This window comes from Puniceicoccaceae bacterium (assembly GCA_040224245.1).
Taxonomy (GTDB): Bacteria; Verrucomicrobiota; Verrucomicrobiia; order Opitutales; family JAFGAQ01; genus JAKSBQ01.
The window spans coordinates 23,946-43,288 of record JBEGIR010000064.1 but is presented as its reverse complement, the minus strand read 5'-3'; the positions used below and the strand labels follow the sequence as shown (position 1 = coordinate 43,288).

The following is a 19,343-nucleotide window of genomic DNA, read 5'->3' as shown; positions in this document are numbered from 1 at the left end:
TCAAAGACAGGGTAACGGAGGTTTAATCAACCATAACCGAACCGAGAAGTTCGGCTTCAACTTCAGTGCGATTGGTCACCTGCTTTGAAGGGAAGAGCGGGTAGCGATATTCCTTGCCCTCAAAGTTTGTGAGAATGATTTCATGGTCTGTGATTTCGCGAACGTAGTCGGGGGTGATGGGAATTTTTCCACCTCCACCGGGGGCATCAATCACGTATTGAGGTATCGCATAACCCGTTGTATTTCCGCGCAGGGCCTTCATGATTTCGATGCCCTTGGTAACGCTGGTGCGCAGGTGGGCCGAACCCGTGATCAGGTCGCACTGATAGAGGTAATAGGGGCGAACGCGCATCATCAGCAAACGGTGGATGAGGGAACGCATGGTTTCTGCGTCATCGTTGACGCCCTTGAGCAGGACGGACTGGTTCCCGATCGGCACTCCAGCGAGGCTGAGTTGTTCGGTTGCCTGGAAAAGTGCTTCGGTGCATTCCCTTGGATGGTTGACATGAATGCTCATCCAGATTGGACCGTGTTTCTTAAAAATGTCAGTTAACTCAGGTGTGATGCGCTGCGGCAGGAAGACCGGAATACGGGAGCCGATGCGAATGAATTCAACGTGAGGGATCTTGCGCAGTTCCCCGAGCAGGTGGTCCAGTTTCTTGTTGCTCAGAAGCAGAGGGTCTCCCCCGCTCAGCAGCACATCCCGCACTTCCGGATGGTTGCGGATGTAGTCGAGACCCTCCTGATAGCTTGGGTGGAAATTGTAGTCCTGAGCGTTGGAGACCAGGCGGCTGCGTGTGCAATAGCGACAATAGGCGGCACAGCGGTCCGTCACCAGGAAGAGGACGCGATCAGGATAGCGGTGCACGAGTCCCTTCACGGGCATCGTGTTTTCCTCGCCGACGGGATCGAGCAGTTCATCCTGATTGACAAACATCTCACCCTCGCGCGGGATGACCTGACGGCGAATGGGACAGTGAGGATCGCTGCGATCAATCAGGTTGAAGAAGTAGGGTGTGATGGCGAGGGCGAGCTTGTTGCGTGCGAACAGGCAACCGCGACGCTCTTCATCGGTCAGATCGAGGTAGGTTTCCAGCTGTTCGAGTGTGGTGATTCGGTTCTTCAATTGCCACACCCAGTTATTCCAGTCCTTTGAAGGGACCTCTTCCCACAGGCCTTGTCCGTGGAACCAGTTCGTTCGTGAATCGTTTGGATACATGATCAACGTTTAAGACTTTCAATTTGACAGATTCTTCGATATATTCAAATTTTTAAATTAATAAATTTCTCAATGAACGACTCGGAACAGTTGGCGGTGCAGTTGTGGGCGATCGGGGATGCCGTGCGCTTGCGCATTCTGGATGCGCTTCCGTATGACGAGGATTGTGCCTCCCGTTCCAATGTGAAAACGCTCTCAGAGCGCCTTCAGATCCCACAACCGACGATTTCCCATCATTTGCGGGTGCTGCGTCAGGCGGGCATCGTCAGGAAATCAAAGCACTGTCGGGATTGCTACTACTCGATTGATGCAGCTGCCGGAAAACGGATTGTTAATCAGCTGCGGGTGGTCATCGCACCGACAGATGAGAGTCGATCTGCCCGGTAAGCGGTGGATCTGCCTGCTTTTCCAGGCATTTGGGGCTTATCGCTTGACGGGTGGGGAGTGCTTGTTAGTTTGTGGCGAGCCTGACGAATTTGACATTTATGGATACTCAAACACTGCCCGGAATACTTGCACTTGAAGATGGTTCCGTCTTTCGCGGAGAGGGATTTGGAGCCTGCAAAACGGTCGTTGGAGAAGCGGTTTTTAACACCAGCATGACCGGCTACCAGGAAATTTTGACCGACCCGTCCTACTACGGACAGATCGTCACGATGACGGCTTCGCAGATCGGAAACTACGGCGTCAATGCTTCTGATGTGGAATCGGACGGACCCAAGGTCCGGGGGTTTGTGGTGCGCGAACTCAGTCCGGTCACCAGTAACTGGCGCAGTGAGCAATCGCTTGATCTCTATCTTAAGGATCACGATGTTCCCGGTATTACTGGAGTCGATACCCGTGCGATTACCAAAAAACTGCGTGTTGCAGGTGCCATGAAAGCCTGCATCTCGACCGAGGATATTTCGGATGAAGAAGCCATTCGGCGCGCCCGGGAATGGGAAGGCGTTGTTGGTATGGATTTTGTGAAGGAAGTCACCACTCAGGCCAAATATGAGTGGGATCTGGATGCTGAGGAAAACAATCCCTTTCTTGTGCCTGGAACGCACTTGGACGATCATCTCGACCGCCGTGAAGGGCGTCAGCTGATGCGCATTGCCGCCATCGATTTTGGGGCCAAGCGGTCGATATTCCGCAATCTGGCGCGGCATGGGTTTCACATTACGGTGTTTCCCGCAACGGCATCGGCGGAGCAGATTGAGGCGATTAAGCCAAGCGGAATTTTTCTGTCAAACGGACCGGGTGATCCGGAACCGTTGACATATGCGCAGGAGACCGTGCGCAAGCTTGTGGGCAAATACCCGATTTTCGGGATCTGTCTCGGGCATCAGATTCTGTCGCTGGCACTTGGAGTGAAGACCTTTAAGCTCAAGTTTGGTCATCGTGGAGGCAACCAGCCCGTTCAAAACATTGAAACCGGTAAAGTCATGATCACGGCCCAAAATCATGGGTTTGCGTCGCGACGGGAGGATTTTGACGGGTGTGATGCACTCATTACGGAAGTCAACATGAATGACAACACCGTTGCTGGTCTGCGTCATAAGGAATTTCCTGCGTTTTCGGTGCAGTACCATCCAGAAGCTGGACCTGGACCCAATGATGCAATCCCGCACTTTGAGTCTTTTTATCAGGCGGTCAAACAACACCATTCGCAGCAGCTTTCCGCATCGGCTTGATGCAATCTGTATTTTCGTGCATACTGGTGAAATCCCTACTGGAGTGACTTCGTTCTGCAGTGGGATAACATCTGTTTCCCCTTTTCGACTCAGGCGTTGAATCTGCCTCTGTCCACAACGATATTTCTGAACTGACATGATCCTGAAGTTTGTTCCCTACCTGTTGTTCTTGGCTTTGTTCAGCCTGTTTTCAGCCTGTAAAAAAGCAGAAACAAGCTATTTTGAAGTGCCCAAGGAGAAGGTGGCGGAAGAAGCGTCGCAGGACGGGTTGCCTGCTGGGCATCCACCTATTTCGGATGGCAGTGCCTCCAGTTCGGCGATGGGAAGTTTGCCGGGTTTTCAGGCACCGCGCAATCAAACCGAGTTGCAGTGGTCAGTGCCAGAAGGCTGGGTCGAGGGACCGACGTCAAGTGTACGCATTGCCAGTTTTGTGCTGGAGGGATCGGATCGTTCTCAATGGGATTTTGCCGTGACTCGTTTTCCGGGTGATGTGGGCGGGCTGTTCTCAAACGTGAATCGATGGCGCTCGCAGTTGGGGCTTGCTCCCTATGCTTCGGAAGCTGAAGCGAGGGCTGATGAAGAGCGTGTAGCGAACGATGCCTTCGAATTCAGTGTTTTCCGCATGGCAAACACTGCCAACCCACCCATGGCGACTGAAGTCGCAATCCTTGAACTCAACGGGTTTTCCTGGTTCTTCAAAGTAACCGGAGTGCAGCAGACGGTTGAATCCGAATCTGCCCGTTTCCGGGATTTTCTGCGTTCCATTCAACCCGGTTCATCGGATTCATGAAACTCTTCTTTCGCCAACTTTATGCGGTTCTTTCGTCCCTGCGCTTAACCGTCTATCTCCTGGGCTTTTCGCTGATTCTGGTGTTTTTCGGAACACTTGACCAAGTGCATTTTGGGATTTACGAGACGCAGCGTCGCTATTTCCAGGCGGTGATCGCCTTTTGGCAATACCCGCTCGAGTGGCCTGGCAGCCAAGTGCTGCGCTGGTTGGTATTGCCCATGCCAGGAGGATATCTGCTGGGGCCGTTGTTCATGGCAAATCTTGCCTGTGCGCATTTTCGTTACTTCCGCCCTAGGCTGCGAAATATTGGAATTGTGCTGATTCACGGTGGCCTGGGCTTGCTGTTGGTCGGCCAGTTGCTCACGGATCTGGCACAGGAAGATTTCCAGATGTGGATTGATGAGGGTAGCCAGAAAAACTATGCGGAAAGTTTCTTCAACAATGAGATCGCACTGGTGGATCAATCCGATCCTGATGTTGACAGGGTGTGGTCCATCCCGGACGACCTTCTGAAGACCGGAGCGATATTTCAGCATCCCGAATTGCCGCTTTCTATTCGAATCCAGCGATTCTATGTGAATGCGAGGATCATGCAGCTGCAACCGAATCAGAGTACGGGTTTGATGCAGACGAGTCAGGGCGTTGCCAGCCGCATGCGTCTTGGAGTTTTGGAAGCTCCACCAACCTATGCGCACAATCAGCGCAACGTTACCACGGCGGTGGTTGAAATTCTACATCGGGGAAGCAGTCTGGGAACCTGGCTGGTGTCCAATGTTTTTGATGAAAATCTTCCAGCCCAGCGCTTCGAGGTGGATGGGCATCGCTTTGACCTTTCGATGCGATTTGAGCGCCGTTATTTTCCCTTTTCGGTTCACTTGATCGAATTTTCTCACGACCGGTATCCCGGAACCGAGATTCCGAAGAACTTCTCGAGTTTGGTTCACGTCGACAATCATGAAACAGGGGAAACACGCGACACCCTGATTTACATGAATCACCCGCTGCGATATGGTGGATATACCTTTTACCAGGCTTCGTTTGCAAACGAAGACACGTCATCGATGTTGCAGGTCGTGCGCAATCCGGGATGGTTGATCCCCTACATCTCCTGTGTGATCATGTCCCTTGGCTTGCTCTACCAGTTTGGTTGGACCCTCGTTAAATTTGCAGGAAGGATGCGCAAATGAAAAAAGCTGTCCCCATTATTTTTGCAGCAGTTGCTGTTGCCATATTGCTCCTGGCGGTGTTGCCGGACCGAAATGAATCTGATTTTGATGTAGATCGCTTTGCGGCACTGCCGGTTCTGGAGGGTGGGCGCTTCAAACCCATCGACAGTGTGGCCCGCACCACCTTGCTGCTGTTTCGCGGGAAGCAGACTGCACTGAGTCCCTCAGGTGATCGCATTCCAGCTACAGAGTGGATGATGCGGTTGACCCTTCAACCAGAGAGCGCGGCCAGCTATCCGGTATTTCTGATTCACCATGAGGACGTCAAAGAGCTGATTGGTACAAGCAATGCAAACCAGAAGCATTACAGTTACGCAGAGATTGTTCCCCATGCGCGCAAGTTGCAGGAACTGGTGCAAACCATTCCGCAGGAGCAATCCCTGCAGAATGCAGGCCAACGTGAGATGTTGAAGTTGTTCAACAACCTGATCATTTATCAGCGCCTGGCGTTCACTTACCGGGTGCCGTTACTCAAGGATAGTGTTCAGGCCGAATATGGTGCCTTTATGCAGGCATTGAAAGATGCGGCCAAGGTCGTGGGCGAGGATTCGAAGGCCGACCCCGATGAGCCCGCGCTGGCGAAGGTTTCGAGCTATTTGCGGACTTATTCGAGTCTGTCGGATACCCGTGCGGTCAAGTTTGTTCCAACGGATGGAACTGCTTCGGGCTGGTTGAACTTGAGTGAGTCGCTGATGCACGCAATGCAGCTGGGGCGAATCCCTGAGTTGACGCTCGATTTTGCGAAATTGTCGGATGCGTATGCAGCGGGGAATGTTGAAGTGTTCAATGCGACTCTGCAAGAAATTGAAACACACTATGCCTCATTGGGGGGTGGTTTGCCCAGTGACAAGGTTCACGCCGAGCTGGTGGTAAATCACCTTCAGCCCTTTGGCATTGCGATGGCACTTTATGTGTGGGTATTTATCGGTGTTCTGGTGGCCTGGCTTACCTTGGACGAGCGATTGCTCAAGTGGGTATTTTGGATCGTATTGCTCGCCTTTCTTGTTCACACGGGAGGGCTGCTTGCGCGCATGATGATCCAGGGGCGTCCTCCGGTGACCAATCTGTATTCGTCTGCCATTTTTGTGGGTTGGGGAGCGGTAGCACTCGGAGTCATACTGGAACGAATTTACAGGAACGGACTCGGATCAGCGGTTTCGGCGATCATTGGGTTGATGACGTTGATTGTGGCGAATCACCTGATGGCCAGTGGTGACACGATGGAGATGATGCGCGCAGTGCTGGATTCCAACTTCTGGCTGGCAACTCACGTGATCACGATCTCGCTTGGCTATTCGGCAACCTATCTTGCCGGGTTTTTAGCGATTCTGTATTTTGTGCTGGGCATTTGCACGACCCGACTGGACGAGGCGACCAGCCGCTCTCTGGTGCGCATGGTGTACGGCATTCTCTGTTTTTCCCTGTTTTTCAGCTTTGTGGGGACCGTGCTGGGAGGTATTTGGGCGGATCAGTCCTGGGGGCGTTTCTGGGGGTGGGATCCCAAAGAAAATGGAGCGCTGATGATCGTGATCTGGATTGCGCTTGTTCTGCATGCCAAGCGTGGCGGCATTGTTCGCACACCTGGATTCATGAACCTGACAATCTTTGGAAACGTGGTCACCAGCTGGTCCTGGTTTGGAACAAATATGTTGGGAGTTGGCTTGCACTCCTATGGATTCATGAGCGCAGCGTTCTTCTGGCTGGTCCTGTTCTGCGCCTCACAGGTCGCAATCATGCTGCTCGGTGGCTTGCTTCCGATGCGGCGTTGGCGCAGTAAGGCGAGCGGGTAACATCTAACACTCACGCTGCGGGAATTGTCGCTTCAAATCAACGGAGCTGGGAGCAGGTCGGAAGGGATGCTTTTGACTGTTGTTCCGTTCACCCAGGTGGAGCCGATGAGGGTTGCCCGTGGGTATTCCGGAAAGCCCTTTTCTCCATTGTAGATCAGGTTGATGACCATGTCCACTGCGGCTTCGCCGCAGATGTCATTGTGCTGATCCATGCCCGCCCAGTCTGGGTGCTGCTTGCGGTGTTCGAGCTGTATGAGTCCTACTTCGTTGGGAATGGAAACGCCAGACTCCTTTAGCCAACGCTCAACGGTATGAAAGAGGGTGAGAATGACATCGGGACGTGCGGATTCAAACCACTCAAAGAAGATTTGCGGATCGGTCTTGGCCTCATCGAATCGATTGAAGATCGGAATGTGTTCTTCGGCAGGAATGTACTTTTGCTGACCCGTGCGAAATGCTGAAGTGAAGCGGTGTTCGACGAGGTTGTCGATGGTGGCTTCCATGACCAGTCCTGGTCGTTGATAACCGCAGGCGATGGCACGTTCAAAGGCCTGGAGCGTAAGCATGTGATGGTCCGCGCAGGAGAAGGAGAGCGCAGGTTTTCGGGTGCGCACTCCGGTGACGGTCGTGGGAAATTGTTCAATGACGGGTTTGAAGAACTCTGGAATACGGTTTTGTCGCATCATGCCAATGATCACGATGCCCGATATGCCCCGGGACTTGAGAATCGATACCCAGCGCTGGGAGGACATGTTGGGTTCATAGAGCCAGAACTTGTCGGTGGCGTAACCGAGTGCCTCAGCCCGACGTTTGCAACCCTCGTAGTAGGTCGGGATCGTGGGATGCTGGATGTGCGCCTTGGGGTCCTGATTTCCGTTGATCAGGGCGAGTGTGCCATGTTGATTGCGTGTGCTGGAGCTGCGCATCTGCGACATGAGTTCGCCGATCTTTGGATTGCGCACATAACCCAGCTCACTTGCGATCTTCTGGATGCGGTTGCGCAGTGATTCCGACACCTGAGGATCGTTGCGAAGCGCAAGAGAAACTGCGGTTTTCGAGACTCCTGCCCGCTGGGCAATATCCTTCATTGATGCACGACGTTCCATGACTTTACTGTAAAGCTGTCGCAAGGTTTTGGTTTGTCAACTTTTCCGGCATTCCAAGGGGATGAAATATACCCTGGGACTTGACTATGGAACCAACTCTGTGCGGGCACTGATTGTGAGCTGTGCGGATGGCAGCGAACTGGCAACGTCGGTGTTTCCTTATCCGAGCGGAGATCAAGGGGTGATGGGAGATGCAAAGGACGCAAATGTCGCGCGCCAGAGTCCGCAGGACTATCTTGACGGTCTGGAACACACGGTGATGGATGCCATCCGGCAGGCGCAGCAGGCACATCCTTCCTTTGATCCGATGGACATCATCGGAATTGGGGTGGACACGACCGGATCAAGTCCGATTCCAGTCAACGCCTCAAACACAGCACTTGCTACTCTGCCCGATTTTCAGGGAAATCTGAATGCGCAGTGCTGGCTCTGGAAGGATCACACCAGTTATCGGGAAGCAGCAACCATTACAGAGTTGGGACGAGCACACCGTCCTCAATTCATGGCGAAGGTCGGTAATACCTACTCTTCGGAGTGGTGGTGGAGCAAAATCTGGCATTGCCTGAGCGTTGACCCTGCAGTCTTCGACGCTGCCTACAGCTGGGTGGAACTCTGCGACTGGGTGCCATCGGTATTGGCAGGAGTCACGAATCCGCTGGAGATTCGGCGTGGTGTCTGCGCAGCGGGGCACAAGGCGTTTTATTCGGATGAGTGGGGCGGTCTGCCGGACAAGGAATTTTTGGCCATGCTCGATCCAAAGCTGGCGGATCTACGGGATCGCCTCTATGAGCGTGCCTATGATGCATCCGAAAAGGCGGGCAATCTGTGCGCCGAGTGGGCCCATCGGCTGGGACTTCGGGAGGGAATCGTGATCGCCATAGGAGAGTTTGATGTTCACTATGGTGCCATTGGCAGCGGCGTAACCGATGGTGTCTTGGTGAAGGCGATTGGTACTTCCACCTGCGATTGTTCGGTGATTTCGGCAAGTGAGAAGGTGCCGGATATTTCCGGCATTTGCGGCATTGTGAAAGGTTCCATCCTTCCGGGGTATTATGGTGTTGAGGCCGGGCAGTCGGCGGTCGGCGATCTGTTCAAATGGTACGTCGAACGGGTACTGCAGGGTGAGGGCAGCCTTCACAAGGAACTGCGCGCCGAAGTGGAATCGCAAAAACCGGGAGAGAGCGGCTTACTTGCGCTGGATTGGAACAATGGTAATCGAACCATCCTTGTGGATCAGCGTCTGACCGGTCTGATTCTCGGGCAAACCCTGCACACCACACGTGCGGAAATTTACCGTGCACTGGTGGAAGCAACTGCTTTTGGTGCCCGTACGATACTCGAGCACATTGTTGCTCATGGAGTGAAGGTGGAGCGCATTGTCTGTTGCGGTGGCATTGCCGAGAAAGATGCGATGCTCATGCAGATCTACGCTGATGTTACGGGCTGTGAAATGTGTGTTTCCCGCTCAGCGCAGACCTGCGCGCTGGGTGCGGCGATATCCGCTGCAGTGCTGGCCGGGAAGTCTGAGGGAGGCCATGAGGATTTTGAGACAGCAAAGGCGCTCATGACGGGCGTTAAGGGCACGATCTATAAGCCTGATGCCGACAACCATTCCGTTTATACGGAGCTGTTCCACCTATATCAAAAACTGCACGATGCCTTCGGCGGTGTGGCACAACCCGATCTCGGGAATCTGATGAAGGATTTGCTCGATATCAAGGAGCGTCAACGAAAGTCATGAGGGATCCCGTTAAGACCTAAGACCGATCTATTTCCCAAAATAACCCTGTATATGAAGAAAATTTATCAAGACCTTGATGTCTGGTTCGTGACCGGAAGTCAGCACCTCTATGGCGAGGCAGCCCTTAAGCAAGTGGCTGCAAATTCGCAGGTGATCGCAGATGCCCTCCAGGCGGATTCGGTTATCCCGGCGAACGTCAGCTTCAAGCAAGTGGCGACCACGCCCGACGAAATTCTGTCGATCTGTCTTCAGGCTAACAACGATCCCTCCTGCGGAGGAGTCATCTTCTGGATGCACACATTTTCTCCCGCCAAGATGTGGATTCGCGGTTTGAATCAGCTGAAGAAACCATTTTGCCACCTGCACACGCAATTCAACCGCGATATTCCATGGGACGAAATCGACATGGATTTCATGAATCTCAACCAATCGGCGCATGGTGGGCGGGAGTTTGGTCACATCTGCTCTCGCATGCGCATTGATCGCAAGGTGATCGTGGGACACTGGGAAAATGCAGATGTTCGTGCGGATCTTGCGGAGTGGATGCGGGTGCTTGCCGCATGGAACGAAATGCAGCGACTCAAGGTGGTGCGCTTTGGTGACAACATGCGCTACGTCGCGGTAACCTGTGGAGACAAGGTTGAGGCCGAATCCGTTTTTGGAATGTCGGTGAACACCCATGGTATTGGAGACCTCGTTGCGGTAGTCAATGCGGTTTCGGAGTCGGATGTGACGGATCTGGTGGCGGAATATGCGAGTGCTTACACACTGGCTCCAGCTCTGGGTAAAGGCGGAGAACGTCATGTATCCCTCAAGGATGCAGCGCGCATCGAGCTGGGTTTGCGCGAGTTTCTCAAACAGGGTGGATACGGTGCATATACCGATACTTTTGAAGACCTGCACGGACTGAAACAACTGCCGGGAATTGCATCGCAACGCCTCATGGCTGACGGCTATGGTTTTGGAGCCGAGGGCGACTGGAAGCATGCTGCGCTGCTCAGGGTGATGAAAGTCATGAATCTTGGACGGGATCAAGGCACCAGTTTCATGGAGGACTACACCTATCACTTTGATCCGGCAGCACCGCGATGCCTCGGATCGCACATGCTGGAGATTTGTCCGAGTATTGCGGATGCCAAGCCCAGCTGTGAAATCCACCCGCTCGGCATCGGAGGGAAGGAAGATCCGGTTCGCCTTGTGTTTAATGGGAAATCGGGTCCGGCGATCAATGTTTCACTCGTGGACATGGGCAATCGCTTCCGCTTGCTGGTGGCAAAACTGGATGCGGTCCGTCCTGAGAAAGCGCTCCCCAAGTTGCCAGTTGCGCGCGTTCTGTGGGATGTAAAACCGAATCTCAAGACTGGAGTTGCTGCCTGGATCCTTGCAGGAGGTGCGCATCACACCGCGTTCAGCTACAGTGCTTCGGTGGAGAATATGGCGGATTTTGCCGAAATGGCTGGAGTCGAGCTGGTTGTGATCGATGAAAACACTGAACTGCGCAGCTTCAAACAAACATTGCAGTGGAATGAGGCCTTTCATACCCTCAGGCGTTAATCAAAACCTGTAGCGATCATGCGATTTGAAGCAATTCGAGAAGCTTGTACCCATGCGAATCTACGACTCCCGCAAACTGGGTTGGTTGATCTGACATTTGGCAATGTGAGTGTTTATGATCCCGATTCGGGGGTGTTTGCAATCAAACCGAGCGGTGTCTCCTATGACGCACTCCGTCCGGCGGATATGGTGATTCTCGATCTGGAAGGCAAGATTGTGGAAGGAAAACTGCGTCCATCGTCAGATACACCGACTCACCGGCGCCTTTACCAGGCGTTTGGTGGAGCAGGGGTTCGGTCGGTGGTTCACACTCACTCCCGGAATGCGGTATCCTTTGCCCAGGCAGGTCGGGAAATTCCCTGTTTTGGCACAACACACTGCGACTATTTTCTGGGGCCGGTTCCGGTCACGCGTGACATGACCGAAGTCGAAGTCAAGGGCGAGTATGAGTGGGACACCGCAAAAGTCATCATCGAGGCATTTGAAGGGAGAGATCCGATGGAGTGTCCGGCGGTACTCGTGCGCAACCATGGACCATTCACCTGGGGTCCGAGCGGGGAAAAGGCCGTGGAAACTGCGGTTGCGTTGGAAGTGATCGCCGAGATGGCATGGAAAACCACCTTGATCCGCCCAGATGCCCCTCAGGTTCCATCCTATCTCCTGAAAAAACACTTTTTTCGCAAACATGGGGAAGGCGCCTATTATGGACAGAGCTGAAAAATGTGACTGCTTTCTGTGAGGCTACAACTTAGCGTTCCCCTGAACCGATCATCAACATCCCAAATTAACCCTATTCTGTTATGAAATTACTCAAAACGACATCGTTGCTTGCATCAGTATTGCTCGCGGCATCCGTGTCCGCAGCGGACACCTCGAAACCCATGCCTTCCTGTTGTGCAGGGGGTGATGCAACCATTTCCATGCGCCCCTTCGGTGAAGTGGATGGCAAATCCGTTACCGCCTATCTGCTCACCAATACCAATGGTTTGAAAATGGAGGTGATCACCTATGGCGGCATTGTTACACAGCTCTGGGTCCCTGACAGTGAGGGAAAGCTCGATGACATTGTGCTGGGTTATGACAATCTGGAGGCCTATGTGGCTTCAAATCCTTACTTTGGTGCGCTCATCGGTCGGGTTGGAAACCGCATTGCACACGGAAAATTCACGCTCAATGGAACGGACTACCAACTCGCGACCAACGATGAACCCGGCGGCATACCCGCGCACCTGCACGGAGGTGTGAAGGGATTTGACAAGGTCGTTTGGGATGCGAAACCCTCGCTCGATGGTGGAGTTGCGAGTTTGACGCTCCATTACCTGAGTGTGGATGGCGAAGAGGGCTACCCGGGAAATCTGCAGGTGGAAGTGGTCTACACCCTCACCAATGACAATGCCTTTGTGTGTGAGTATCGGGCTACGACTGACCAATCCACCCCGGTCAACCTGACGAACCATTCCTATTTCAATTTGGCGGGTGCCGGAAAGGGAGACATTCTCTCGCACAAACTGATGCTGAATGCGGACCACTACACCCCGGTCAACGCAGGACTGATTCCGACAGGTGAGTTGGCACCCGTAGAAGGAACGCCCTTTGATTTTCGCGAACTCACAACTATCGGAGAACGCATTAATGATTCCAATGAGCAATTGGAATTTGGATTGGGATACGACCACAACTGGGTGCTCAATTCAGCAGAGCAAGGTCTGACACTGGCTGCAAAAGTTGTGGAGCCGGAATCGGGTCGGGTGATGAAAATCTATACCGAAGAACCCGGAGTGCAGTTTTACAGTGGCAATTTCCTCGATGGTTCCAATGTTGGAAAGGGCGGAGTTCCCTACGAGCATCGCACTGGATTCTGTCTGGAAACCCAGCATTTTCCCGATTCACCCAATCAGTCTGAATTTCCCTCAATCATTCTGCATCCGGGGGAGACCTACCAAACCCAAACCGTGCATCGTTTTTCCACGCGCTGATGATCTGAAACCCAGGAGCGCAAGTCTTCCCGCTGAGGTCCATACTCAGGAAAATGGGAGGCTTGCGGGTAGCTTTTCATTTAACGTTTAATCCTATTCATTTCCCTGGCTTATGGCCTGAATTGAAACCCTAAACCTGAACCCCTGCGATGGGAGGATTTTCCATCGCACCGTCCCACACTGAATCCTAATTCTATGAGTACCATTACTACAATCGATTGGATTGTCGTTGGAGTCTATTTCCTTGGACTCGTTGCGATCGTCTATTGGTCTTCCCAAAAACAACAGACAACGGCTGACTATTTTCTGGCTGGGCGACATGCAGCCTGGTGGGTAGTCGGTGCGTCTGTCTTCGCTTCCAACATCGGCTCGGAACACATTGTGGGTCTGGCCGGAAACGGTGCAACCAGTGGTATGGCAATGGCCCACTGGGAGCTTCACGCCTGGGTCATGATCATTTTGGGCTGGGTGTTTGTTCCATTTTATTACAAATCTGGTGTGTTCACGATGCCCGAGTTTCTGGAGCGCCGGTTTGACGCAAGAACGCGTTGGGTTCTCTCGATCGTCAGTCTGATCGCTTATGTGTTCACCAAGGTATCGGTGACCATTTACGCAGGAGCGCTCGTCTTCAAAACCCTACTTCCAGATACCTTTGGCTCTCCGGACAATGCGTTCTGGGTTGGTGCGTTCACAACGGTGGTGCTGACCGGGATCTATACGATTTTTGGAGGGCTGCGCGCCGTGCTCTACACCGAAGTGGCTCAGACGGTGGTGCTGTTGTTGGGATCCGTTTTCATCACAACCATTGGCTTGGGTCAACTTGGGGGTTGGGGTGAATTGCAGGCAACTTGTGCTGCAAACGCAGAAAATTTTGCGCTGTGGCGCCCGTTGTCAGATCCGGACTTCCCCTGGCTTGGCATCCTGATCGCATCCCCTGTGATCGGTATTTGGTACTGGTGTACTGACCAATACATCATTCAACGAACGCTGGCTGCAAAGAGCTTGAAGGATGCACGTCGAGGCGCACTTTTTGGAGGACTGTTGAAAGTGTGGCCAGTGATGATCTTCCTTGTTCCGGGCTTGATCGGTTGGGCATTGCATCAGAAAGGATTGATGGTCATTCCCGCAAAGGCGGAAGGTGGAATTGATGGTGACCAGGTCTTCGCGACGATGGTAGCCAATCTGCTCCCTGTTGGACTTCGTGGAATTGTGGTAGCAGGACTGTTGTCGGCGCTGATGAGTTCGCTTGCTTCGCTCTTCAATTCTTGTGCAACCCTCTTTACGGTTGATATCTATGAAAAGCTGAAGCCGGGCATGCCCGAACGGCATCTCGTCTTTGTCGGACGCGTTGCGACTGCGATTGTTGTCATACTCGGAATCATCTGGATTCCCATCATGCACAACATGGCCGGTGGAGGACTCTACCGCTACCTGCAGAGTGTGCAGAGCTACATTGCACCTCCGATTGCGGCTGTATTCCTGCTGGGGCTGTTCTGGCGTCGCTGCAACAGCACGGGTTCATTCTGGGGACTCATCATCGGGGTGGTTCTGGGACTGGCAAAGCTCACTGTTGAAGCGTTTGTTGCAAATGGTTCCATCGACAGCTCCCTGCTGATCTACATTGCAGAATTCAACTGGCTGTATTACTCGGGAGTCTTGCTGGTGATCTCCTTTGTTCTGGTGATCGGATTGTCGCTGATGACTGAGCGCATGGACGATGCGCAGCTGCAAGGCATCACCTATGCGACACTCTCTGCAGAGGATAAGGCTGAGGTGCGTGCAAGCTGGGACAAGTTTGACGTGATTCTCACGATTGTGGTACTTGGCCTTGTATTGGGCATGTATCTCTACTTCAGCTTCTGGCTGTATTGATTTCCGGGATTCACGTAATCCCTTGATGTGCAAAGCCACCCCGTTTGTGGGGTGGCTTTGTTTTTTCTAGAAACGCTCGTGTTTTAGATCCCTGTTCATCAGGGAAATGAGGGCCTCGTGCACGTTTTGTCCTTCATAGAGGATGCGGTAGATTTGTTCCAAAATGGGCGCATCAATCTGACGATCCCGACAGATTTCATAGAAGCTTTTGGCGGTCCAGTATCCTTCGACAGTCATGCCCTTGGTTTCGATAAGGCTTTGAATGCTTTCACCTTTTGCAAAGAGTTCCCCAAAGGTTCGATTGCGGCTCTCCTGACCATTGCAGGTTAAGATAAGATCTCCAAAGCCGGAAAGCCCAAAAAAGGTCTCCATCTTGCCTCCGAGTGCATTTCCGATGCGCACCATTTCTGCAAGTGAGCGTGTGAGCAGTGCAGCTTTGGTATTGTCCTTGAATCCGAGGCCATCGCATATCCCGGCTCCGACGGCATAGACATTCTTGAGGCAGCCTCCCAGCCCAACTCCGTCCACATCATCGGAAGTATAGACCCGGACATTGGTGCCGCTGATGGCTTCCTGGAAATTCAGCACAAAGGGATCCTTGGATCGACTTGCGAAGACGAGGGCAGTGGGCTGCCCCAATGCAACCTGCGAAGCGAAGGTCGGACCTGAAAGCAGGCCACAGGGGATGTCGGGCAGTTCATCGTGCACTGCGTTGAGCGGAAGTTCCCGTGTGGACGGATCGAGACCCTTGCACAGTGCAACGACCAGTTTAATTTGCCGTGCGTTGTCCGGGTGAAGGGCATCCTTGAGTTCCTGACATACCGAGCGAAGGAACTTTGCCGGGCAGGCGATGATGAGCACATCGGCCTCCATCAAAGCGGGTTTGTATTCCATACCAATTTGAATCGAGCGATCCAGCTGGAATCCCGGGAAAAACTGGCGGTTTTCCCGATGAGTACTCATGTCGAGAGCCTCTTCGGGAGTGCGCGGCAGCAGGGAGACCTGATGTCCCAGGCGGTTGAGGTGAATGGCCATGGCAGTTCCCCATGCGCCGGCGGGTAAAATACAGAAATTCATGGATCGAGAGCATGAGTCATCCCGAGTAGCAATGCAAACCCGATGTTGGCATGGGTGGCCAGTTGAGACGCACCTCAGCTGTTAACAGAATTGACAATTTCGGGACTTTGTTACCGATTGGAGGACAAGGGTACTCGCCATGTGAAGTTGATGGATTTTCCGGAAGAATGCGAGCGACTCCCAATACCTTTTGTTTCAAACCATGATGCGTCTACAGCTCGATCTTCCAGAATTGCCCGATTGTTATGAAAGCCCGTCAGAGCGGGCAGCGTGGTTTCACCGTACCTTTCCCTCGATCTCGTTTTATGCCCGGGCTGCGAGGGTGGTTTTCACGGCAGCCAGTTTGGCGAAGCGGGGGCGGTACGACGACGTGGCATGGTGCCAGAGTTCGCACGACATCCTCAGAGGGTTGGAGAGGGTAGGTGTGCGTGTGACGATTGAGAACCTCAATGCGGTGCAGGCGGTCAAGGGTCCCTGTCTGATTGTTGGAAACCACATGAGTACGCTGGAGACGTTTGTCTTGCCTTACCTGATTGCTCCCCGCCGTGCGATGACCTTCGTGGTCAAGAAAGGGCTGGTGGAATACCCGGTGTTCAAGCATGTGATGTTGTCACGGGATCCAATTGTGGTTGGCAGGGAAAATCCGAGGGAGGATCTCAAAACCATGATACAGGGGAGTCTGGATCGTCTCGCAGCTGGAGTATCCATTGTGGTTTTTCCTCAAACAACGCGCATGACTAAGTTCGATGCACAGCACTTCAATTCCATCGGTGTGAAAATCGCAAAAAAAGCGGGAGTGCCAGTGGTCCCGCTTGCGTTGAAAACTGATGCTTGGTCGAACGGTCGCATTCTCAAGGATTTTGGTGCTGTGCACCCTGAACGGGAGGTCCGCTTTGCTTTTGGAACGCCCATGGAAATTGAAGGCAATGGAAACGCTCAGCAGGCCAGAATTGTGGAACACATTGAAAGCCACCTCGCACGCTGGTCGCAGGATGAAGAGCAGCGGAAGGCCGCCACCTGAGAGAAACTGGTTCTCAACCAGCTGCTTCCGAAGCGTTTAAAGGTTCATCGATCCAGACAAAGGTCCAACCGGACTGTTCGTCCATGAAGATCATTGAGCTGGCACCGTCGATATCGGTCTGAACAAAATCGATCTGACCCTGTGACGGCGCAAGGGAGTCGGCAGAGGAGTTGCTCCACATCCAAATTCCCGTAACGGCAACGGCAAGAGCGGCTGCTGCGGCCAACGTGCCGCTCAACCAGGGAATTGAGAGAAAGGGAATCAAGCTGCGCCCTGCATCTGATGTCCGGTCCTTCTGCGCACTGGCCGTATTCTCCTCTATGCGACGGGAAGGCAGTTGGGACTGGATTGCATTCCACTCTGCTTGGATGAAGTCTGCATCCTTCGGATCCGGCATGCTCTCGCGATGGAGTTCGGTGTGGAACTGCAGGGACGCCAATGCCTCAGCCAGTTCGGAGTCTTGATCGATCATGGCTTCAAGGCGCATGATTTCTTCTTCCGAAAGAGCTTGATCGTGGAAGCGATTCAGGAGGTCAGACGGTTTCATGGGAACAAAGGGTTTGAAAATCAGTGGTGGTGTGAAGATTCCGAACACGGGAACAGAGAGAGTCCCGAAGCACTCTCTCTGTTGAAGCATTGCATATCGCTGCAGGAGTTGAATTCATCGGCAATATGGATCGGGGCGATGGTGCCTGGAGTAGGAGTCTCGGACCCATACTTTCACCCGACGGGTTTCGTAGTGGCCCTTGACCCAGATTTTGATTTTATTGCCCCAGCGGTCACGAGTGTAGTCCCAGTGACCGGGGATCCATACCTTGCGGTTCTCCCAAACGTAGTTTCCTGTTCGGCTGTGATGGTCGTAACGACCATATCGATCATTGCGGTAGTGACGGTCATAATCGCGAAAGTCGGAATCGTAGCGGTGCCAGCTGTTCCCGCGATGTCCGGCGAGATGGACGCTGACGTTGCCATCGTCAATCAGTTCGGAGAGAATCGCTCCAGTGATGATGCCTCCAATGGCCGCTTTTGCCACATCATGAGGGTGGGAAGGGCGGGCATGAGCACTTGCAGCGAGGGCTGTCAGTGCGATAAGTGCGATGGTAGTGTGCTTCCACATGATGTCATCCTTGGTTGATGTTGTTTACAATTTCTTGGAATGCATCATGTGACGGTTGCTCTTATTGCTTTATTCAGAGGGCATGCAAAAAAAATTAGCGTCCATCGAGAACGAGGATCAGCGTGCCACCCCCGTGACGTGGGCCGCCGAGGACGAGAGGAAGTGTACCACTGGTGTGAATCAGAGTCTTCTTGTCATCGAGCCAGCGAATTTGTACCGGGATTCGATTCCCCGGGCCGGGTTGCACTCGAACCTCGACCGCAAAATCGCCACCCAGACGGATCACATTCTCCCCGGGCACCTTGACTTGTGTCGCTCCTTTGCCAATCGCGCGGTAGGAGCTGAAATTGAGGCGACGCAGCTGGCGTTCGTAGGGCTGAAGGCTTGGATCGAATCCCTGCCCTTCGTTGCTGGCGAGGATCAGTGTGCCGCGGACGCCGACGGTGCCACCGGGTGGCACAGCTTCGACTGCAACAGCTGTCAGCAGCATGGTGATTAGGAACGTGAATGTTTTCATCTGAAATCCTCCATTTGAGTTTGTATCGCTCTTCGTGCGTTAAAAATGCGGGACATTACAGTGCCGATCTTGCATTGCATGATATCTGCAATCTCCTCGTAAGACAATCCTTCAATCTCGCGAAGCACCAGCGCGGTGCGGTGGGCTTCGCCGAGGTCTTCGAGTGCTCGTTGAAACCCCTCCATGATTTCCTTTTTTCTGAGGGCTGTACGCGGTTGATCATCTGCATGGTCAGACGTGAGCTGTATGCTTTTTATTCCTTCGTTTTCCTGGCTGGCTTCGATGGAATCCAGACGCTGGTGTTTTTTGTTGGCGCGCAGGAAATCCAGAGCAGTGAAAGTGGTGATCCGGTAGAGCCAGGTGGAAAAGGCAGATTCTCCTTTGAACGTTTTAATTTTGTTCCAAACCTTGATCCAGGTTTGCTGAGTCACTTCACGCGCGTTTTCTTCATTTCGAGTGACACCAAAGGCGGTGCGAAAAACGCGATTGTAATAGTGGGTTACCAGTCGGTTGAAGGCTCGCTGGTCTCCCTGTTTGACCGATTCGATCAGGGTGGCTTCCAATGATTTGTCGAGCGCTTCCTCCATGCAAGGGTTAGCATTGAGAAAAGCAGTTGTATTTCAACCGGATTCTTACGGATTACTGTTTCATTCAATGAGGC

General features: G+C 53.1%; 18 protein-coding genes. 11 read left to right on the top strand and 7 right to left on the bottom strand.

Annotated features, from left to right (window positions below):
- Positions 1-22: 22 nt before the first annotated feature.
- A complete protein-coding gene (locus ABQ298_10410) occupies positions 23-1,219 on the bottom strand; it encodes a KamA family radical SAM protein (protein MEQ9824785.1) in 1,197 nt (398 codons plus the stop codon).
- Between the two features lie 72 nt (positions 1,220-1,291).
- Here ABQ298_10410 and ABQ298_10405 point away from each other — a divergent pair, with 72 nt between their 5' ends.
- From ABQ298_10405 to ccsA, 5 genes are all read left to right on the top strand, one after another.
- A complete protein-coding gene (locus tag ABQ298_10405) occupies positions 1,292-1,606 on the top strand; it encodes a metalloregulator ArsR/SmtB family transcription factor (GenBank protein ID MEQ9824784.1) in 315 nt (104 codons plus the stop codon).
- A 98-nt stretch (positions 1,607-1,704) separates the two neighbouring features.
- The gene (carA, locus tag ABQ298_10400) at positions 1,705-2,895 is read left to right on the top strand and encodes a glutamine-hydrolyzing carbamoyl-phosphate synthase small subunit (GenBank protein ID MEQ9824783.1); all 1,191 of its coding nucleotides are present in this window, start codon (positions 1,705-1,707) and stop codon (positions 2,893-2,895) included.
- A gap of 136 nt (positions 2,896-3,031) precedes the next feature.
- Positions 3,032-3,685 (top strand): hypothetical protein, encoded by a 654-nt coding sequence (locus ABQ298_10395; GenBank protein MEQ9824782.1) that lies wholly within the window; start codon positions 3,032-3,034, stop codon positions 3,683-3,685.
- A complete protein-coding gene (locus ABQ298_10390) occupies positions 3,682-4,872 on the top strand; it encodes a cytochrome c biogenesis protein ResB (protein ID MEQ9824781.1) in 1,191 nt (396 codons plus the stop codon). Before ABQ298_10395 ends, ABQ298_10390 begins: the two co-directional genes overlap by 4 nt.
- Complete coding sequence (gene ccsA / locus ABQ298_10385; GenBank protein ID MEQ9824780.1) at positions 4,869-6,701, top strand: cytochrome c biogenesis protein CcsA; 1,833 nt, start codon at positions 4,869-4,871, stop codon at positions 6,699-6,701. Before ABQ298_10390 ends, ccsA begins: the two co-directional genes overlap by 4 nt.
- A gap of 32 nt (positions 6,702-6,733) precedes the next feature.
- Here ccsA and ABQ298_10380 read toward each other — a convergent pair whose 3' ends face one another.
- Positions 6,734-7,807 (bottom strand): LacI family DNA-binding transcriptional regulator, encoded by a 1,074-nt coding sequence (locus tag ABQ298_10380; protein ID MEQ9824779.1) that lies wholly within the window; start codon positions 7,805-7,807, stop codon positions 6,734-6,736.
- A 61-nt stretch (positions 7,808-7,868) separates the two neighbouring features.
- On the opposite strand from ABQ298_10380, the gene ABQ298_10375 reads away from it, so the two are divergent.
- The 5 genes from ABQ298_10375 to ABQ298_10355 all read left to right on the top strand — a co-directional run bounded on the left by ABQ298_10375 (position 7,869) and on the right by ABQ298_10355 (position 14,950).
- Entirely contained in the window at positions 7,869-9,548 is a 1,680-nt protein-coding gene (locus ABQ298_10375) for a ribulokinase (GenBank protein MEQ9824778.1), read from the top strand.
- A gap of 51 nt (positions 9,549-9,599) precedes the next feature.
- Positions 9,600-11,102, top strand: a complete 1,503-nt coding sequence (gene araA / locus ABQ298_10370) for an L-arabinose isomerase (protein ID MEQ9824777.1) — start codon at positions 9,600-9,602, stop codon at positions 11,100-11,102.
- 18 nt (positions 11,103-11,120) lie between these two features.
- Positions 11,121-11,819: an L-ribulose-5-phosphate 4-epimerase AraD gene (gene araD / locus ABQ298_10365; protein ID MEQ9824776.1), complete on the top strand. Its 699-nt coding sequence runs from the start codon at positions 11,121-11,123 to the stop codon at positions 11,817-11,819.
- 203 nt (positions 11,820-12,022) lie between these two features.
- Positions 12,023-13,078, top strand: coding sequence for an aldose epimerase family protein (locus ABQ298_10360; GenBank protein ID MEQ9824775.1), 1,056 nt, complete (start codon positions 12,023-12,025; stop codon positions 13,076-13,078).
- Positions 13,079-13,282: 204 nt separating this feature from the next.
- Positions 13,283-14,950, top strand: coding sequence for a sodium:solute symporter (locus ABQ298_10355; protein MEQ9824774.1), 1,668 nt, complete (start codon positions 13,283-13,285; stop codon positions 14,948-14,950).
- A gap of 66 nt (positions 14,951-15,016) precedes the next feature.
- Here the strand turns inward: ABQ298_10355 and ABQ298_10350 are convergent, their stop codons facing one another.
- Positions 15,017-16,027 (bottom strand): NAD(P)H-dependent glycerol-3-phosphate dehydrogenase, encoded by a 1,011-nt coding sequence (locus tag ABQ298_10350; GenBank protein ID MEQ9824773.1) that lies wholly within the window; start codon positions 16,025-16,027, stop codon positions 15,017-15,019.
- Between the two features lie 202 nt (positions 16,028-16,229).
- Between ABQ298_10350 and ABQ298_10345 the strand changes: the two genes are divergently transcribed.
- Positions 16,230-17,048, top strand: coding sequence for a lysophospholipid acyltransferase family protein (locus ABQ298_10345; GenBank protein MEQ9824772.1), 819 nt, complete (start codon positions 16,230-16,232; stop codon positions 17,046-17,048).
- Between the two features lie 13 nt (positions 17,049-17,061).
- On the opposite strand, the gene ABQ298_10340 is transcribed toward ABQ298_10345, so the two are convergent.
- The 4 genes from ABQ298_10340 to ABQ298_10325 all read right to left on the bottom strand — a co-directional run bounded on the left by ABQ298_10340 (position 17,062) and on the right by ABQ298_10325 (position 19,269).
- Positions 17,062-17,595, bottom strand: a complete 534-nt coding sequence (locus ABQ298_10340; protein MEQ9824771.1) for a hypothetical protein — start codon at positions 17,593-17,595, stop codon at positions 17,062-17,064.
- 114 nt (positions 17,596-17,709) lie between these two features.
- A complete protein-coding gene (locus ABQ298_10335; protein MEQ9824770.1) occupies positions 17,710-18,165 on the bottom strand; it encodes a hypothetical protein in 456 nt (151 codons plus the stop codon).
- 94 nt (positions 18,166-18,259) lie between these two features.
- Positions 18,260-18,682, bottom strand: a complete 423-nt coding sequence (locus ABQ298_10330) for a hypothetical protein (protein MEQ9824769.1) — start codon at positions 18,680-18,682, stop codon at positions 18,260-18,262.
- Positions 18,679-19,269 carry a sigma-70 family RNA polymerase sigma factor gene (locus ABQ298_10325; GenBank protein MEQ9824768.1) on the bottom strand — a complete coding sequence of 197 codons (591 nt, stop codon included), beginning with the start codon at positions 19,267-19,269 and terminating at the stop codon, positions 18,679-18,681. The genes ABQ298_10330 and ABQ298_10325 overlap by 4 nt, the downstream gene beginning before the upstream one ends.
- Between the last annotated feature and the right edge of the window lie 74 nt (positions 19,270-19,343).

Bases quoted from the DNA above. Each gene is read 5' to 3' on its own strand.
- ABQ298_10410 (MEQ9824785.1), bottom strand. From the start codon at position 1,219: ATGTATCCAAACGATTCACGAACGAACTGGTTCCACGGACAAGGCCTG.
- ABQ298_10405 (MEQ9824784.1), top strand. From the start codon at position 1,292: ATGAACGACTCGGAACAGTTGGCGGTGCAGTTGTGGGCGATCGGGGAT.
- carA (MEQ9824783.1), top strand. From the start codon at position 1,705: ATGGATACTCAAACACTGCCCGGAATACTTGCACTTGAAGATGGTTCC.
- ABQ298_10395 (MEQ9824782.1), top strand. From the start codon at position 3,032: ATGATCCTGAAGTTTGTTCCCTACCTGTTGTTCTTGGCTTTGTTCAGC.
- ABQ298_10390 (MEQ9824781.1), top strand. From the start codon at position 3,682: ATGAAACTCTTCTTTCGCCAACTTTATGCGGTTCTTTCGTCCCTGCGC.
- ccsA (MEQ9824780.1), top strand. From the start codon at position 4,869: ATGAAAAAAGCTGTCCCCATTATTTTTGCAGCAGTTGCTGTTGCCATA.
- ABQ298_10380 (MEQ9824779.1), bottom strand. From the start codon at position 7,807: ATGGAACGTCGTGCATCAATGAAGGATATTGCCCAGCGGGCAGGAGTC.
- ABQ298_10375 (MEQ9824778.1), top strand. From the start codon at position 7,869: ATGAAATATACCCTGGGACTTGACTATGGAACCAACTCTGTGCGGGCA.
- araA (MEQ9824777.1), top strand. From the start codon at position 9,600: ATGAAGAAAATTTATCAAGACCTTGATGTCTGGTTCGTGACCGGAAGT.
- araD (MEQ9824776.1), top strand. From the start codon at position 11,121: ATGCGATTTGAAGCAATTCGAGAAGCTTGTACCCATGCGAATCTACGA.
- ABQ298_10360 (MEQ9824775.1), top strand. From the start codon at position 12,023: ATGCGCCCCTTCGGTGAAGTGGATGGCAAATCCGTTACCGCCTATCTG.
- ABQ298_10350 (MEQ9824773.1), bottom strand. From the start codon at position 16,027: ATGAATTTCTGTATTTTACCCGCCGGCGCATGGGGAACTGCCATGGCC.
- ABQ298_10345 (MEQ9824772.1), top strand. From the start codon at position 16,230: ATGATGCGTCTACAGCTCGATCTTCCAGAATTGCCCGATTGTTATGAA.
- ABQ298_10340 (MEQ9824771.1), bottom strand. From the start codon at position 17,595: ATGAAACCGTCTGACCTCCTGAATCGCTTCCACGATCAAGCTCTTTCG.
- ABQ298_10335 (MEQ9824770.1), bottom strand. From the start codon at position 18,165: ATGTGGAAGCACACTACCATCGCACTTATCGCACTGACAGCCCTCGCT.
- ABQ298_10330 (MEQ9824769.1), bottom strand. From the start codon at position 18,682: ATGAAAACATTCACGTTCCTAATCACCATGCTGCTGACAGCTGTTGCA.
- ABQ298_10325 (MEQ9824768.1), bottom strand. From the start codon at position 19,269: ATGGAGGAAGCGCTCGACAAATCATTGGAAGCCACCCTGATCGAATCG.